Source organism: Serratia sp. KH_031 (assembly GCF_057839655.1).
Map to the genome: position 1 here is coordinate 714,586 of NZ_CM174496.1, position 14,626 is coordinate 729,211.

Here is a 14,626-nt window from a genome sequence, read left to right on the forward strand (position 1 = left end):
AATAATTGGAGTTGCATCAAGGCGGCAACCGAGAGAATCCCGATGAGCTTACGCCAGTAAGTGATTCGGGTGAACAAGGGCAGCCAACACAGAGGCAGCTTCAAGTATGACGGGTATTAGCCGATTCCGCTGCTTTGCAGCAATGTCAGACTAAACCCCATCACCGCCATTCCGCATAACACGCCGTAACTAGGGTTGTTATGAGGATCAATCTCTTTGGCTAATGGCATCAACTCATCCACCGACAGTGCCACCATAATCCCGGCAACGGCTGCCATAATCGCTGCCATCACGACGGGTGAAATCATCGGGCCGAGCAGCAGGAATGCTAGAACACCACCAAGGATTTCTGCCAAGCCAGAGATGCCTGACCACAACAGCGCTTTAGTTTTGGAGCCGGTAGCGGCATATATTGGTCCTGCAACGGCCAAGCCTTCTGGGATATTGTGGATCGCGACTGCCAGAGCAATGCCCATCCCTAAATCCAGATCGCTACTAGCGGTAACAAAGGTGGCAATCCCTTCCGGGAAGTTATGCAAGCTGATACCTAACGTCAGCAGCATCGCGGTGCGTTTCAGGTTGTGTGGTTTCAGCGGTTTTTGAATCAAATCTTGTGGATGCTGATGCGGTAGCAAACGATCCAACGCAAAATAGCCAAGCAAACCGATCATAAACATGCTGTAGCCGAGCACCGGTGACATACCGGGGGTATGCAATGCGGCAGGTAGCATTTCCATCAAAGAAATCAGCAACATGATCCCAGCGGCGAAGCCTAAGGCAAAGGCTAACAACCGATTGGAAGGTTTCTGCCCGATAATGCCAAATAACGCTCCGACGAAGGTCGCACCGCCTGCCAGCAAAGTTAAAAGAAGTGGAATCGACATGCTGGCTCCTTTATGCCAATGATTCTCAATTAGTTTTGATAGTAACAGAGTAACGGCATAAATCGAGTGGGTTTAGCGGATTATTACCATCGTCACAATCTTTCAAATTCATTGAACATCACCATCATGCTTATCCTCTGTGCAGGCATAACAAAGGGCGTAATCTGTTAGCAACAGAACGAATAACCAAGGATTACTTTATGAATACCTCTCGTATGCCGGCATTATTCCTCGGCCACGGCAGCCCGATGAACGTGCTGGAAGAAAACCGTTATACCCAAGCCTGGCGTGCGTTGGGGGAGCAATTGCCACGTCCTCGCGCCATTGTTGCGGTATCTGCCCATTGGTATACCCGTGGCACGGCGGTGACGGCGATGGCACAACCGAAGACCATCCATGATTTCGGTGGTTTCCCGCAGGCGCTGTTTGATACTCAATATCCCGCGCCGGGTTCACCTGAATTAGCTGCGCAGGTGCAGCAGTTGTTGTCACCTATTCAAGTGGCGGCAGATACTAGTGAATGGGGATTAGATCACGGTACGTGGGGCGTGTTGATCAAGATGTATCCACAGGCCGATATTCCGGTGGTGCAATTGAGCATTGATGCCACTCAGCCTGCGGCCTATCACTATGAATTGGGGCGTAAATTAGCGGCGCTGCGCGAGCAGGGGATTATGATTGTCGCCAGCGGTAACGTGGTGCATAACCTGCGAATGGTGAAGTGGCAGGGCGATACTAGCCCCTATCCGTGGGCGGAATCGTTCAACCAATATGTGCGGGATAACTTGAGTTATCAGGGAGATAATCATCCGCTGGTGGACTTTATGCAACATGAAGGTGCGGCGCTCTCTAACCCGACGCCAGAACATTATCTGCCACTGCTGTATGTGCTGGGTGCGTGGGATGGTGAAGAGCCAATCACGGTGCCGATCGATGGGATCGAGATGGGATCTTTGAGTATGTTGTCGGTGCAGGTGGGGTGATCTTTCTTTCTCGTAATAATCCTAAAGGCGTCCTTATGGGCGTCTTTGGTTTTATAGTTGGCGGTATACTTCAAAACAGTGAAACTTGTACTAAGGAAGGTATGCAGTGGGACTCAATCTTCAAGGAAATCATGTCACTGTAGATCATTCACATCAGCGCTGGCTAATTACAATCCCTCAAGGTAACCCGACACGAGAATTTATTGGCAATCTCACCGTTTACTCAATTTTTAAAAGACAAAAAGCGTCTCAGCAAACGCGCCGTAATCGACAGAGCCGTTTGTTAGGTGATAATTGCCCACTTATTTATGCATTGAAAAATAAAGAAGGATTAACGACAGATTTTTCTAGTATCAAAAAATTGAATGTTAGCTTTAAATCTATTCTAGAGATCATTGCATTAAATGAACCAGATGGATATGACATCATTATATCTATGCCATCAGCGCACAATATTAGTCATATTGTAGGTAGGCGATTTTCTAGGTATTTCAACGCAATACATTTAACGAACTTACTACGAAAAATCACTGTCGAAGAAGCGTATCAACTCCTTGAGCATGCAGACATTGATGTGTCAGAGAAAAAGTCACTTCGCTTTCAACTAAAACGGCAAAGAGACAATGTTGAATATCGAGGGAAGTTTTCACTTAAAGGTATCCCGATTTCTCTTAGGAAGATCTTCCCTCCATTGGCGGTTAACCGAATTGAGCAATTATTGATTGAGCCAAGACGAATATTGATTACAGACGATCTACTTGCTTCCGGAACCACCCTTGAAACAGCGGCTAAAATAATACGAAAAATCTATCCCTATACCCAGATTCAAGCCGCCTGTTTGTTTAGCTCAATGGGTAAGTTGACGTAGAAACTAAAATTAATTTAATAGCGTTGAAAGGGGTTAAATGGGGTTTGAATGGTTGAATTTTACGCGGTAGCCGCGTAGACTTTACAACGATTGTGAAAAGAGTGTGCTTGAGTCTCCCCGCTCTCTAAATCCAGATGAGACCCGCGTAAGCACCTTGGCGGTGGTCAGTCTGTAAAAGACGAGTAATCCGCTTGGTTAGGCAGCGGCTAGCCCTTCAACGCAATATTATGTTGTCGTAATGGAAATGAGAGGAGAGCTTTTAGCTCTCCTTTTTCATTTGCGCTTACCGATACCCACATGACTCCCTAATCACCAATGACGGCGGCAAAATAATCCGCTTTGGTGGTTCATCGTTGCCTTGAATACGGCTATACAACAGCTCTCCCGCTTTACGTCCAATCTCTCGCGACGCGACCGAAATCGTCGTCAATCCTGGCTGAACCAGCGAGGCTTCGGTGATGTCATCAAAACCGATCAGTGCAAAATCTTGGCCTATTTGGCGGTTCAATTTACGCACGGCCTGCATCACGCCGAGCGCGACAATATCCTGATAGCAAAGTGCGGCGGTAATCTCGGGGTGAGCGGCGAATAACTGCTCTGCCACTTTAGCCCCTGAGATTTGGCTGGCTTCGCTGCTGACAATCCAGTTGCTGTTTACGGTTAGGCCGTTTTCTACCAGCTTACTGGTGTAACCGCCTAAACGCTGGGCTCGCGCGCTGGAGTCCAGTGAGCCACCGATAAATGCGATGTTTTTATGACCAAGATTCAGTAAATGCTGGGTGGCAAGTTGGGTGCCGAGAAAGTTATCGGTGCCAACGAAATCGAAATGCGCATCGGCCACTGGGCGAACCACCATAATGGCTGGGATTTTACGGCGTTTTAAGGTTTCAAAAAACAACGTCGGGGTTTGCCGTGCGGCGCATAGCACCATGCCGCTAGCGTTGTTTTGCAGTAATGAATCGACAAAGTTTTGCTGGCGCGGTGCCGACTCTTCGCTGTTCGCCAAAAACAGCATCAATTGGTGCCGCTCCATCTCTTGGCTAAGTCCGGCAGTCATTTCGGCATAGAACGGATTGCTGATGTCGTGCAGCAATAACCCAACCTGATTGCTGCTGCGGTTGCGTAGGTTAGCCGCGGTTTGGTTGTACACATATCCCAATTCGTCGATGGTGTGCAGCACGCGTTTACGGGTTTCTTCCGAAATACGGCCACGGTTACGTAGCACCATAGAAACGGTTGCTGTCGAAACTTTGGCCTGCGCGGCGACATCCGCCAGTGTGATTGTGCTCATGCCGAACCTGTCTATCCATTGAATTTAATGTTGAGTATAACGATTAACCTAAATCTAGCAATGATCGAAAATAAAGTGTGAGCGGCTTCGCATTAAATCGGCTTTTACAGCCTGTATTGGTCGTTTTTTGAAGTTAATCCCGTTAACCAACCTGTTTAAAACGAGGTTAATCGATTAATCTTTTGTTATGTGTTTAGACCATGAGCAAAAAAATATGTCGAAGCAACTTCGTAAATCAAACTACGACCACTTTCCTGAGATTAACGTCAGCGGATTTGAAAACGCCGCTTGGCAAGGATGGCCCGCAGTAGGGCAGGCATTGGCGAGTAATATCGCAGCCTTGGGGCTGAAAAAAACCGTACTGGTGGTGGATTGTTATCCTGGCGTCAATCTGACGGAGCTGGCAACGCAACTGATTGACACCTTGCAACCGACCAAAATAATTAATGCTGAGAAGGCTAAGTACGGCGAGTCTCATATTCACGCAATGCTTGAGCGCAATCTGACGGACGATCGCGTATTTGGTGTGATGTCTTGCCATGAATTGCCGGAATTTTTCGATGCAGAGCAACTCCAGCAGCTACTGATTGAGATTGCCGCCGTCGAAACTGGCTTGGTGTTGGTATATGGCGCGGGAGCCAGTCTGGTTACCGAAGGCGATGTGCTGGTGTATGCCGATTTAGCTCGTTGGGAGATCCAGCAGCGTTTCCGTCGGGGTGAACTGGGCAATTGGGGCGTAGATAACCTTGATGAAGATGTATTACGCCGTTATAAGCGTGCCTTCTTCGTCGAATGGCGGGTGTTTGATCGCCATAAAACGCCACTGCTGAAACACGCCGATTTTGTTCTCGATACTAACCAGGCTAATGCGCCTAAGCTGATTAGCGGTTCGGCATTCCACGCTGGCTTGCGTCAGGCTACACAACAACCTTTCCGCGTTGTCCCCTTTTTTGATCCGGGCGTCTGGGGCGGTCAGTGGATGAAACAACAGTTCGATCTCGATCCGACGGCAGCCAACTATGCATGGTGTTTTGACTGCGTGCCCGAGGAAAACAGCCTGCTAATGCGCTTTGGTGACGTTCGGGTCGAGATCCCCTCACAGGATTTGGTGTTGTTATATCCACGTCCATTATTAGGGGAAAAGGTACACGCCCGTTTTGGCGCAGAATTCCCGATCCGCTTCGATTTCCTCGATACCATGGGCGGACAGAATCTCAGTTTCCAAGTGCATCCACTGACAGAATATATCCAACAGCATTTCGGTATGCACTACACCCAAGATGAGAGCTATTACATTCTGGAAGCCGAGCCGGAAGCCATGGTGTATCTGGGGGTGAAAACGGGTACCGAGCCGCAGGAGATGTTAGCGGACTTGGCTGCGGCGCAACGTGGTGAAAAAGCCTTCGATGATCAACGGTTTGTGAACCAGTTCCCAGCGCGTAAGCACGATCACTTCTTGATCCCCGCGGGAACGGTGCATTGTTCCGGTTCCGGCACCATGGTGTTGGAGATCAGCGCCACGCCTTACATCTTCACCTTCAAACTGTGGGATTGGGGACGTTTAGGATTAGATGGACAGCCGCGCCCGGTACATTTGCAGCACGGCGAGCAGGTGATTGATTGGCAACGCGATACCGATTGGGTGCAACAGCATTTGGTCAACTGTATCGAGCCGATTGCCGAAGGACAGGGCTGGCAGGAAGAACGCACCGGTTTGCACGAGCGTGAGTTTATCGAAACTCGCCGTCACTGGTTTAGCGAGCCAGTTTTACACCATACCGAAGGACGAGTGAACGTGTTGAACCTGATTGAAGGGGAAGAGGCGATGGTCGAAAGCCCCGACGGGAACTTCGCTCCATTTGTGGTGCACTACGCGGAAACCTTCATCGTGCCCGCTGCGGTGGGTGAATACCGTATCCGTCCGTATGGTCGTAGCGAGGGGAAAACTCTCGGAACCATCAAAGCTTGGGTAAGGGGATAAGCGATGCTGAAAGTCATAGTGACATCACACGGCCCCTTGGCCGATGCGTTAATGACCAGCGCACGCATGGTTTACGGTGAATTGCCGCATACCAGCAGCGTTAGCCTTAGTGAAGACGGCGGTATTGAAGCCTTCAAACAAGATTTTGCCACCGAACTACAGCAGGTCAGCGCGGGGGCTGATGGGGTATTAGTGTTGTGCGATTTGTTGTGTGGCACACCCTATAACGTTGCTTGTCGCCATGCTTTTGACTCGCAAACAAAAGTACCGCTGGCGGTGGTCACTGGGGTGAATTTCCCGATGCTGCTGATGAGTGCTGAATTGTTGGATGAAACCGACGTTCAGCAAGCGGCACAGGCGTTAGTTGCACAGGGCTGTGAGGGCATGACGATCGCCCGCCCGGCAGATACCACGCAATCGGATGATTTCTGAGGATAAAACCATGGCAATTTCATTTGTACGAATTGACGACCGGGTGATCCACGGCCAATTGGTCACTCGCTGGGCGAAAGAGCTGCCTTGCGACGGTATTGTCGCCATTGACGACGAAGTCGCCGCTGACCCGCTGTTGTCCTCAGTGATGAAAGGAGCGGTGCAAGACACCAAGGTCTGGTTGTTTACGGTGGAACAGGCGATTGAAAAATTGCCGAAGGTGATCGCTAGCGACAAGCAATATTTCGTCATCGGTAAGTCGCCGGTCACGTTGCGTCGGCTGATGGAAGCTGGAATCAATCTCAATAATCGCAATCAGAAAATCAACGTCGGGCCAATGTCGGCTCGTGCTGCAACCACCACCATCGGCCCCAATCAATCGGTCAATGATGAAGAGGCCGCCGCCTTCGATTTCCTGAGTGAAAAAGGACATCAGATTGAATTTCGTCTGGTACCGGATGCCAGCCATTTCAGCTGGTTGGATGCAAAAAAGAAACTAAAACAGTCAGCCTAACTGACAGGAGATAATCATGTGGTTTGAAGCGACGCTTATCGGGATACTTTGTTATCTCGGCGCGCTGAGTAGCCCTTGGCTGCTGGGACTGACGGGAGGCTGGTATATCCTCAGCCGTCCGTTGGTTTCCGGTATGCTCGTGGGGGCGATCCTCGGCGATGTTCAGACCGGTATCATCATCGGTGTAGCGGTACAGGCGGTATATATCGCCATGGTTACGCCCGGTGGTTCGATGCCGGCCGATCTCAACTTTGTCGCCTTCCCGGCGATCGCGTTGGGGATATTATCCGGCAAAGGGCCGGAAGTGGCGGTGGCGCTGGCAGCGACCATCGGCATTATGGGGACTGTGCTGTTCAACGCCATGATGGTCTTGAACTCCTACTGGAACCACCGCGCCGATCTAGCGGTAGAAAGCGGTGATGAGCGTGGTATTTACCTCAACAGCGCTATTTGGCCACAGGTGACCAACTTCCTGCTGCGTTTCATCCCGACGTTTATTGCCGTGTTCTTTGGCGCGCGTTACATCAACGGTTTCATGGATAGTCTGCCAGCTTGGATATTGACCACCATGAACGTAGTCGGTGGAATTCTACCGGCGGTTGGTATCGCTATCTTGCTGAAACAAATCATTAAAAGCTACAGCATGCTGATCTATTTCCTCGTGGGATTCATCTGCATCGTGTTCCTCAAACTGAATATGGTGGCGCTGGTGATCGTCGGCGCGTTGCTGGCACTGATTCATTATAACTACAAACCGGAACCGCAGACGAGCGTCGTATCGGGCAGTAAACCGACTGATGATGAGGATGAGTTCTGATGAGCACACCAACCACAAAACTGACCAAACAAGATCTGCGCCGTTGCTGGCGCAGCTGGATGATGTACAACCTGTCTTCGATGAGTTTCGAGCGTCTGGAGTCTTACGGTTTTTGTCTGAGCATGATGCCAGCATTGAAAAAACTGTATCAGGACAAACAACAACGTATCGAAGCTATCCGCCGGCATACCTCGTTCTACAATACCGAGCCACAATTGGGGGCGGTGGTGAATGGCATGGTCATCGGGCTGGAAGAGAAACGCGCTAATGGTGAACCGATCGACGGCGAAACCATTAACACCCTGAAAGTCGGGCTGATGGGGCCGGTGGCTGGTATCGGCGATTCGATGATACCGGGCATGTTGATCCCGATATTACTCAGCATCGGCATGGCGTTAGCTGCGGGTGGCAGCCTGTTGGGGCCGCTGTTTTACATTATTGCCTTTAGCCTGATCGTGATCCCCGGTTCTTATTGGCTGTTTATGAAGGGCTATAGCATGGGCTCCGGCTCGGTGGAAATGCTGGTCAGCAGCAAATCGACCCGGTTACGTGAGGCGTTATCACTGCTTGGTGTGTTTGTGATGGGCGGCGTGGCGGCCAGTTACGTCAAACTGGGCACCGGGCTAGAGTTTGCCACTAAAGACGGCGTGAACATTCATCTGCAACAAATGCTGGATGGTATTTTCCCGAATCTCATGCCGCTGATAGTGGTGTTGGCGACTTGGTATCTAATGGCGAAACGCGGGCTTTCCCCGGTGAAAGCGATGCTCGGCTTGTTGGTGTTGGCCGCAGCCGGTGTAGCTAGCGGATTGTTTGCGTAACCTCTGTGACGCGGGTGTTTGCCACACCCGCTCTTTTCCTTACGGTTTAAACCCTTCCCACTTTTCCGCCACGCTACCTGGTTTGGAAACAAACTGGAAACGCGCAGGATCGGCTTCAAATTGTTGATATAGCGGCTCGTCGGTTAAACCAAACTCACTGTAATGGCGCGGACCGATCGCATGTAAACGACTGGCCTGATAACGCGGGTTTTGTTGCCAGACGATATTGTCGCCCTGCGATTTATTACTTTGTAGCAGTGGATACCAAGCCAACCCTTTGTAGGCGCGTACGGCATCGTATTCAAAACCATATTCGCGGTCGCACCAAGCGGCAAATGTCAGTGGTTGATTGGGATCGGCAGATATCGTGGCGTGTGCCCAACCGGGCGGCACCAGCACTTTTTCTCCCGGTCCGGCGTGAACCGCGAAGCAGCGTCCCGGATTGTCTTCCACCCGTTCTTGCATATAGATAATCGCCTTACCTTGCCAGATTTCATACAGTTCTGGCGGCGACCAACCACTGTGCGCACTGATGCGGTGAATGTGTCCCTGACTACGAATAGGCTCATCACCTAATTTCCCCTGTGCGTAGGTCACGATGCCGAACAACAACATGCGCTTTTTCAATTCGGCGAGATGTTGTTGTTTTGCTACGTCCATCACGATGGCGTAAACCTGTTCTGGCCCATCGCATTCGGGATCGCGCAACGAAGGGCGGATCTGATCCAACGTGCGGATTTCTGGCACCGGGCCAATCACCTCATCGCCGTAACCAAATCCCATTGGCTGACGAGTGACGCGCACGTCTAACCCGTAGCAGTTCATAGAAACGGCGTTATTCATATTGCGCCTCCGCTTTCCAGCTTTCACCATCGGCAAAGACCCGCAGCTTGAAGCCGTTGGGTTGCAATGCACTGTAATCGTGTCCGGCGACGGTGGGCCAAACCGCCAATGCAGAAAGCACTTCGTCACCGGTATTGATCAGACGATGAGCGGTAAACGAGGGAATGTGATGCACGCTGCCGGGAAAGACTTGCTCAAGCTGGCAATTGCCGTCTTGATGTTGCAGCAGCAACAAGCCGTTGCCACGCAGGCCAAAGTAGAATTCCGCCTGTTCGCGGCGCTGGTGGAAGTGTCCACGCGTCATAAAGAATTCGTTGCCGATCTTACCCGGTTGCAGGTGAGTAGCGCCGACATACAGTTCGCCTTCCTGTTGCGGTGAAGGCAACATTTCGACCTGATAGATCGCCATTTCTTGCGGCAGCGCTTGCCGAGCCTGTTCGTCGGCGAAGATGCCTTCCAGACTGGCGAGGGTAGTGGATTTATATTGCACATCAGGTGCAGTAAAACGCCCAGTCGCAAAATCAAGCTGCGGTGGGAGAATAGCCGTTGGTTTCATATCTGAATACTCCGCCCGAGGAGAACAGACCTAGAGATTATAGTAGATTAATCGATTAACCTCCAGATGGAATGAATAATGAAGTTGCGATTTGTGATGTTCCATTTTGGGATTATAATGTTCCTAAATGGTTTCTAACTGTTCTTTTTGGGGTATATTGGTGGGTATCTAACGGAGATAGCCGGGGACGCCAATGATAGGAAGTTTTAGGGATGGAGAAATAGGTGCGCTCTGCAGGTTCTATCAACACAATGAACGGAGCGGAACTTTCCCCACAAGTATAGAAAGTCAGTTACGGCGAAAGCTCAGTATGCTAGAGGCAGCTAGTACCGAGCGGTCACTGTTTCAGCCACGTAGTAACAACTACGAACGGCTTTCAGGCAATTTTGATGGTTGGTCAAGCATACGAGTCAACATTCAATGGCGGTTGATATTCCATTGGCGAGACGGAACGGCTTATGATGTTTATCTCGACCCACATAAATACTAACGGAGGTTAATATGGACACTATTACTGCGGAACCTACCACGGTTGGTGAAATGCTGAATGAAGAGTTCCTGAAACCTATGAGGCTAACCCAGCAACAACTGGCGGACGCGATGGGGCTATCGCGTAAGGTTATTGGGCAAATTATCAACAATACACGTCGTTTGAGCGTTGAAGAAGCGAGCAAATTGGCTGCATTGTTTGAAGTAGACGATGATTTCTGGATCAACCTGCAAGCGGCACATGATCGCTGGGAAGCTCGTAACCTGATCTCAACTCACCATTTCCAACCGATTAGTTCGTTTTTTGCCGTGAGTTGAAACCCGCTATTTGGTACTTTTAGCAAAATTCGCCGGGATTTTGCTAGTCGGCTGAGGCGTGTATTTTTACACGCCTTGAGTGGTCAAAAAAGAGGCTTAACCGAGAATGGTATGCGGGTAGAAGCGTGACAGATCTTGCGTGATCAGTTCGCGATCTTCGCGCAGGCCGATGCCGCAAGGTTGATCGTTGATCAACCAGCTACCGATCAGCGTGTAACTGCCTTCGAACTGTGGCAGTGGATGGAACTGTTGCACGATCATACCTTCTTCGCCATACGGGCCGTCGACACGCGCCACTTCCTGACCATTTTGCACGATTTGGATGTTGGCACCTTCACGTGAGAACAGCGGCTTGGTGACGTAATGATCCAGAGTGGGATGATCGTCTTCGGCAAAGTAGGCTGGCAGCAGGTTTGGATGATCGGGGAACATCTCCCACAGCAGCGGCAGCAGTGCTTTATTGGAGATAATGCTTTTCCAGGCAGGTTCTAACCAACGCACGCCAGCGTCTTCCAACTTAGTGGAGAACATCTCGCGCAGCATAAACTCCCACGGATAGAGCTTGAACAGATTACTGATTACCTGATCTTGCAGATCGGTAAACTGGCCTTTCTCACCTAAGCCGATCTCTTCCATAAACATGAATTCAGTCGGTAACTCGGCTTCTGCTGCGCAATCTTGTAGATATTGCACGGTACCGCGATCTTCTTCGCTGTCTTGGCAACAAGCCATATGCAACAGGCTAAAACCGTGTTTTTCTTTCAGCTCGGCAAAGCGTTCGATCAATTTTTCTTGCAGGCTATTGTATTGATCTGATTCAGGATCTAACTTTCCTGCTTCAATTTGATCTTCCAGCCACAACCATTGGAAAAATGCCGCTTCGTACAACGAGGTTGGCGTATCGGCATTGTTTTCCAGCAACTTAGGCGGGTTAACGCCATCGTAAGCCAGATCGAGACGAGAATAGAGCGAAGGCTGGTTGGTACGCCATGAGCTGCGCACGAACTCCCAAGTGTGTTTTGGAATACGGAACTTGGTCATCAGCGTATCGCTAGCGACCACTTTCTCTACCACTTTCAAGCACATTTGGTGCAGTTCGGCGGTGACGTCTTCAAGCTCTTCAATTTGTGCCAAAGTGAATTGGTAATAAGCATCTTCACACCAGTACGGTTCGCCGTACATGGTGTGGAAATTGAAACCAAATTCAGTGGCTTTTTCGCGCCAGTCCGGACGCTCGGTAATCGCAACGCGTTTCATGCATTAGCCGCCCATGCTGCGTGAACCTGAGGTCGCGCTGCTGCGTTGCATTGACGTTTGCTTAGCAACGGATTCACCAAAGCCGCCACGGGTCACGGTGCTGGTGGTTGCCGGTTTTGGTGCCATCGCGGTTTTTGGTACGGTCATGGTGCGGCCGCCTGCGGTCGCTGGGCCGTAGCTCTTACCGCTGGAGTCTACAAACTTGCCGTTGGCCGGGCTGGCTGGGTTCTTAGAGGAGAACAGCGGCTGCTGATTATATCCGCCGCCGCCCATCATACGACCCATCATGTAACCTGCCATCAGTGGCATCCAGAAGCTGCCGCTGCTTTGTGATTCTGCGGCCATGCCTGCTTGAGCAGGGGCTGGTGCCTGAGTACATTGTGCTTCACCGAATTCGGCAACGCAATCTTCACGGTTTGCATATTTCGGTGCAGTTTTTTCCGCTTCTTTCAATGCGCTGTTATACGCGGTGGTGCATTGCTCGCTCATCGAAGGGTTGGTGCGCGAACAATCATCGGCATTCTGATACAGCGAGACGGTTTCGTCGGTTTTTTCACAGCCGCTCAGCATCAGTACGGCACCGATCGCCAAAGCCACTGGGGCAACACGGTAGCTGCGCCAAGATTTGCGGAACGTCTCTTGATTGATGTTTTTGGTCCGTTTCATGGTAGTTCAATCCCATATGTGGGCTATTTTTGCCCTATTACCAGTAGTCGCGTAAGGATAGGGGAAAGAGGGTCAGAATTAAAGCGTTAAGCCAGTCTTTACTTAGCTATACGTTAGTATGTGCGTGAGTTCTCTTTCAATAAGAAAAGCCTTGCGACAATGTTCTGTTATGACGCAAAACAGAGGAGTTAGCCGTGAAGAAACTGATCAATAAAGTTGAGTCGGTATTGGAAGAACAATTGCAAGGACTGGCGGAAGCCCACCCTGAGCTGTTGGTTCATTTAGATCCGGTGTTCGTGATGCGTGCTGATGGCCCGGTACAAGGCAAAGTGGCGATTCTCTCTGGTGGGGGGAGCGGCCATGAACCCATGCATTGTGGTTTTGTTGGTGAAGGGATGCTCGATGGCGCTTGCCCGGGGGAGATTTTTACCTCGCCAACACCAGACAAAATGTATGAATGTGCTCAGGCTGTCGACGGTGGCGAAGGCGTATTGTTGTTGATCAAAAACTATACCGGTGACGTACTGAATTTTGAGACCGCCACTGAATTATTGCACGACAGTGGTATCCCCGTAGCGACCGTACTGGTGGACGATGACGTGGCGGTGAAAGACAGCCTGTATACCGCCGGACGACGTGGTGTCGCTAATACCGTATTGATGGAGAAGCTGCTCGGCGCGGCGGCGGTACGCGGTGACGATCTGGATGCTATCGTTAATCTTGGGCACAAAATCAACAACCAAGGGCATTCGATCGGTATCGCGCTGGGTGCCTGTACCGTACCTGCGGCTGGGAAACCTTCGTTCACACTAACCGAAAATGAGATGGAATTCGGTGTCGGTATTCATGGTGAGCCGGGTATCGAGCGGCGTCCTTTCACCACCCTGAATCACGCCGTGGATGAGATGTTCCACACCCTGATCGATCATGGCTATTACCAACGCACTCTCCACGTGTGGGATCGTCAGCAGGGCGAATGGCGTGACGAAGTTCAAACCAAACAACCGTTAAAACGTGGCGATCGAGTGATTGCTCTGGTGAATAACCTTGGGGCGATCCCCTTATCTGAACTCTACGGTGTCTATCACCGTTTGGCCGAACGCTGTGCCGAGGCGGGCTTTATCGTAGAGCGAAATCTGGTGGGCTCTTATTGCACTTCTCTCGACATGCAGGGTGTTTCCATTACTTTGCTGAAAGTGGACGATGAATTGCTGAAATTGTGGGATGCGCCGGTGAATACCCCGGCACTGCGTTGGGGTTGTTAAGGAGGCACTATGGCGTTAAGCAAACAACAGGTTATCGACTGGTTGATGCGCTGCGGTGAGGTATTTACCCAGCAGCGTGATTTTCTGACTCAGTTGGATACCGACATTGGCGATGCTGACCACGGTTTGAACATGAACCGTGGTTTTAACAAGGTGGTAGAAAAATTGCCATCGGAGGCGGATCAAGACATCGGTTCCATCCTAAAAAATACCGGCATGACGCTGCTTTCCAGCGTGGGTGGTGCCAGTGGCCCACTGTTCGGCACCTTCTTCATTCGTGCTGCGCAGGCGGCAAATACCAAGCAAAGTTTGGAGCTGGCCGAGCTGCATCAGGTGATGCAAGAGGGGCTCGCAGGCGTGGTGATGCGTGGTAAGGCTGAACCGGGTGATAAAACCCTTTGTGACGTCTGGTGGCCAGTGGTGGAAAGCCTTGGGCAGTCAGCTCAACAGCAGTTAAGTGTTAGGGAAGCTTTGCAACGTGCCAGTGAACGGGCGCAACAGGCAGCGGAAGGCACCATTCCTATGCAAGCACGTAAAGGGCGTGCCAGCTATTTGGGCGAACGCAGTATCGGGCATCAGGATCCGGGCGCGACTTCGGTGATGTTGATGATGAAAGCGTTGGCAGAAGTTGCGGGCTAGCA

Annotated in this window: 17 protein-coding genes; 11 read left to right on the forward strand and 6 right to left on the reverse strand. The window is 50.8% G+C overall.

Going from position 1 to position 14,626, the window contains the following annotated elements; genetic code table 11:
• Positions 1 to 116: 116 nt before the first annotated feature.
• Positions 117 to 884 carry a zinc transporter ZupT gene (gene zupT / locus AC3ISQ_RS03155; protein WP_489350526.1) on the reverse strand — a complete coding sequence of 256 codons (768 nt, stop codon included), beginning with the start codon at positions 882 to 884 and terminating at the stop codon, positions 117 to 119.
• Between the two features lie 200 nt (positions 885 to 1,084).
• Here zupT and ygiD point away from each other — a divergent pair, with 200 nt between their 5' ends.
• Positions 1,085 to 1,867 carry a 4,5-DOPA-extradiol-dioxygenase gene (ygiD, locus tag AC3ISQ_RS03160; protein WP_489350527.1) on the forward strand — a complete coding sequence of 261 codons (783 nt, stop codon included), beginning with the start codon at positions 1,085 to 1,087 and terminating at the stop codon, positions 1,865 to 1,867.
• Between the two features lie 202 nt (positions 1,868 to 2,069).
• Positions 2,070 to 2,735, forward strand: a complete 666-nt coding sequence (locus tag AC3ISQ_RS03165; RefSeq protein ID WP_489353104.1) for a phosphoribosyltransferase — start codon at positions 2,070 to 2,072, stop codon at positions 2,733 to 2,735.
• 283 nt (positions 2,736 to 3,018) lie between these two features.
• On the opposite strand, the gene AC3ISQ_RS03170 is transcribed toward AC3ISQ_RS03165, so the two are convergent.
• On the reverse strand, positions 3,019 to 4,026 hold the full coding sequence (locus tag AC3ISQ_RS03170) for a LacI family DNA-binding transcriptional regulator (protein ID WP_489350528.1): 1,008 nt from the start codon (positions 4,024 to 4,026) through the stop codon (positions 3,019 to 3,021).
• Positions 4,027 to 4,240: 214 nt separating this feature from the next.
• On the opposite strand from AC3ISQ_RS03170, the gene AC3ISQ_RS03175 reads away from it, so the two are divergent.
• The 5 genes from AC3ISQ_RS03175 to AC3ISQ_RS03195 are packed head-to-tail and all read left to right on the forward strand — an operon-like array spanning position 4,241 to position 8,591.
• Positions 4,241 to 6,007, forward strand: a complete 1,767-nt coding sequence (locus tag AC3ISQ_RS03175; RefSeq protein ID WP_489350529.1) for a class I mannose-6-phosphate isomerase — start codon at positions 4,241 to 4,243, stop codon at positions 6,005 to 6,007.
• 3 nt (positions 6,008 to 6,010) lie between these two features.
• The gene (locus AC3ISQ_RS03180; protein ID WP_489350530.1) at positions 6,011 to 6,439 is read left to right on the forward strand and encodes a PTS sugar transporter subunit IIA; all 429 of its coding nucleotides are present in this window, start codon (positions 6,011 to 6,013) and stop codon (positions 6,437 to 6,439) included.
• Positions 6,440 to 6,449: 10 nt separating this feature from the next.
• Positions 6,450 to 6,953 (forward strand): PTS sugar transporter subunit IIB, encoded by a 504-nt coding sequence (locus AC3ISQ_RS03185; RefSeq protein WP_489350531.1) that lies wholly within the window; start codon positions 6,450 to 6,452, stop codon positions 6,951 to 6,953.
• Between the two features lie 16 nt (positions 6,954 to 6,969).
• Positions 6,970 to 7,770 carry a PTS mannose/fructose/sorbose/N-acetylgalactosamine transporter subunit IIC gene (locus tag AC3ISQ_RS03190; RefSeq protein WP_489350532.1) on the forward strand — a complete coding sequence of 267 codons (801 nt, stop codon included), beginning with the start codon at positions 6,970 to 6,972 and terminating at the stop codon, positions 7,768 to 7,770.
• The gene (locus AC3ISQ_RS03195; protein WP_489350533.1) at positions 7,770 to 8,591 is read left to right on the forward strand and encodes a PTS system mannose/fructose/sorbose family transporter subunit IID; all 822 of its coding nucleotides are present in this window, start codon (positions 7,770 to 7,772) and stop codon (positions 8,589 to 8,591) included. The genes AC3ISQ_RS03190 and AC3ISQ_RS03195 overlap by 1 nt, the downstream gene beginning before the upstream one ends.
• A 39-nt stretch (positions 8,592 to 8,630) precedes the next feature.
• Here AC3ISQ_RS03195 and AC3ISQ_RS03200 read toward each other — a convergent pair whose 3' ends face one another.
• Positions 8,631 to 9,416: a glucose-6-phosphate isomerase family protein gene (locus tag AC3ISQ_RS03200; RefSeq protein ID WP_489353106.1), complete on the reverse strand. Its 786-nt coding sequence runs from the start codon at positions 9,414 to 9,416 to the stop codon at positions 8,631 to 8,633.
• A 10-nt stretch (positions 9,417 to 9,426) separates the two neighbouring features.
• Positions 9,427 to 9,990, reverse strand: coding sequence for a glucose-6-phosphate isomerase family protein (locus AC3ISQ_RS03205; RefSeq protein WP_489350534.1), 564 nt, complete (start codon positions 9,988 to 9,990; stop codon positions 9,427 to 9,429).
• A gap of 193 nt (positions 9,991 to 10,183) precedes the next feature.
• On the opposite strand from AC3ISQ_RS03205, the gene AC3ISQ_RS03210 reads away from it, so the two are divergent.
• Both AC3ISQ_RS03210 and AC3ISQ_RS03215 read left to right on the forward strand, forming a co-directional pair.
• The gene (locus AC3ISQ_RS03210; protein ID WP_489350535.1) at positions 10,184 to 10,480 is read left to right on the forward strand and encodes a type II toxin-antitoxin system RelE/ParE family toxin; all 297 of its coding nucleotides are present in this window, start codon (positions 10,184 to 10,186) and stop codon (positions 10,478 to 10,480) included.
• Positions 10,481 to 10,491: 11 nt separating this feature from the next.
• Positions 10,492 to 10,797 (forward strand): HigA family addiction module antitoxin, encoded by a 306-nt coding sequence (locus tag AC3ISQ_RS03215; RefSeq protein WP_489350536.1) that lies wholly within the window; start codon positions 10,492 to 10,494, stop codon positions 10,795 to 10,797.
• A gap of 96 nt (positions 10,798 to 10,893) precedes the next feature.
• On the opposite strand, the gene AC3ISQ_RS03220 is transcribed toward AC3ISQ_RS03215, so the two are convergent.
• Together AC3ISQ_RS03220 and AC3ISQ_RS03225 are read right to left on the reverse strand one after the other, a co-directional pair.
• The gene (locus AC3ISQ_RS03220; protein WP_489350537.1) at positions 10,894 to 12,054 is read right to left on the reverse strand and encodes a glutathionylspermidine synthase family protein; all 1,161 of its coding nucleotides are present in this window, start codon (positions 12,052 to 12,054) and stop codon (positions 10,894 to 10,896) included.
• Positions 12,055 to 12,057: 3 nt separating this feature from the next.
• Positions 12,058 to 12,720, reverse strand: coding sequence for a DUF1190 family protein (locus tag AC3ISQ_RS03225; protein WP_489350538.1), 663 nt, complete (start codon positions 12,718 to 12,720; stop codon positions 12,058 to 12,060).
• A 194-nt stretch (positions 12,721 to 12,914) separates the two neighbouring features.
• Between AC3ISQ_RS03225 and dhaK the strand changes: the two genes are divergently transcribed.
• Both dhaK and dhaL read left to right on the forward strand, forming a co-directional pair.
• Positions 12,915 to 13,985 carry a dihydroxyacetone kinase subunit DhaK gene (gene dhaK / locus AC3ISQ_RS03230; RefSeq protein WP_489350539.1) on the forward strand — a complete coding sequence of 357 codons (1,071 nt, stop codon included), beginning with the start codon at positions 12,915 to 12,917 and terminating at the stop codon, positions 13,983 to 13,985.
• Between the two features lie 9 nt (positions 13,986 to 13,994).
• Entirely contained in the window at positions 13,995 to 14,624 is a 630-nt protein-coding gene (gene dhaL, locus AC3ISQ_RS03235; RefSeq protein WP_489350540.1) for a dihydroxyacetone kinase subunit DhaL, read from the forward strand.
• Positions 14,625 to 14,626: the final 2 nt, after the last annotated feature.

Coding starts and splice junctions, on each gene's coding strand:
- AC3ISQ_RS03175 (WP_489350529.1), top strand. CDS start 4,241: ATGTCGAAGCAACTTCGTAAATCAAACTACGACCACTTTCCTGAGATT.
- AC3ISQ_RS03210 (WP_489350535.1), top strand. CDS start 10,184: ATGATAGGAAGTTTTAGGGATGGAGAAATAGGTGCGCTCTGCAGGTTC.
- AC3ISQ_RS03170 (WP_489350528.1), bottom strand. CDS start 4,026: ATGAGCACAATCACACTGGCGGATGTCGCCGCGCAGGCCAAAGTTTCG.
- ygiD (WP_489350527.1), top strand. CDS start 1,085: ATGAATACCTCTCGTATGCCGGCATTATTCCTCGGCCACGGCAGCCCG.
- AC3ISQ_RS03220 (WP_489350537.1), bottom strand. CDS start 12,054: ATGAAACGCGTTGCGATTACCGAGCGTCCGGACTGGCGCGAAAAAGCC.
- AC3ISQ_RS03180 (WP_489350530.1), top strand. CDS start 6,011: ATGCTGAAAGTCATAGTGACATCACACGGCCCCTTGGCCGATGCGTTA.
- zupT (WP_489350526.1), bottom strand. CDS start 884: ATGTCGATTCCACTTCTTTTAACTTTGCTGGCAGGCGGTGCGACCTTC.
- AC3ISQ_RS03185 (WP_489350531.1), top strand. CDS start 6,450: ATGGCAATTTCATTTGTACGAATTGACGACCGGGTGATCCACGGCCAA.
- AC3ISQ_RS03195 (WP_489350533.1), top strand. CDS start 7,770: ATGAGCACACCAACCACAAAACTGACCAAACAAGATCTGCGCCGTTGC.
- dhaL (WP_489350540.1), top strand. CDS start 13,995: ATGGCGTTAAGCAAACAACAGGTTATCGACTGGTTGATGCGCTGCGGT.
- AC3ISQ_RS03225 (WP_489350538.1), bottom strand. CDS start 12,720: ATGAAACGGACCAAAAACATCAATCAAGAGACGTTCCGCAAATCTTGG.
- AC3ISQ_RS03215 (WP_489350536.1), top strand. CDS start 10,492: ATGGACACTATTACTGCGGAACCTACCACGGTTGGTGAAATGCTGAAT.
- AC3ISQ_RS03205 (WP_489350534.1), bottom strand. CDS start 9,990: ATGAAACCAACGGCTATTCTCCCACCGCAGCTTGATTTTGCGACTGGG.
- AC3ISQ_RS03200 (WP_489353106.1), bottom strand. CDS start 9,416: ATGAACTGCTACGGGTTAGACGTGCGCGTCACTCGTCAGCCAATGGGA.
- AC3ISQ_RS03190 (WP_489350532.1), top strand. CDS start 6,970: ATGTGGTTTGAAGCGACGCTTATCGGGATACTTTGTTATCTCGGCGCG.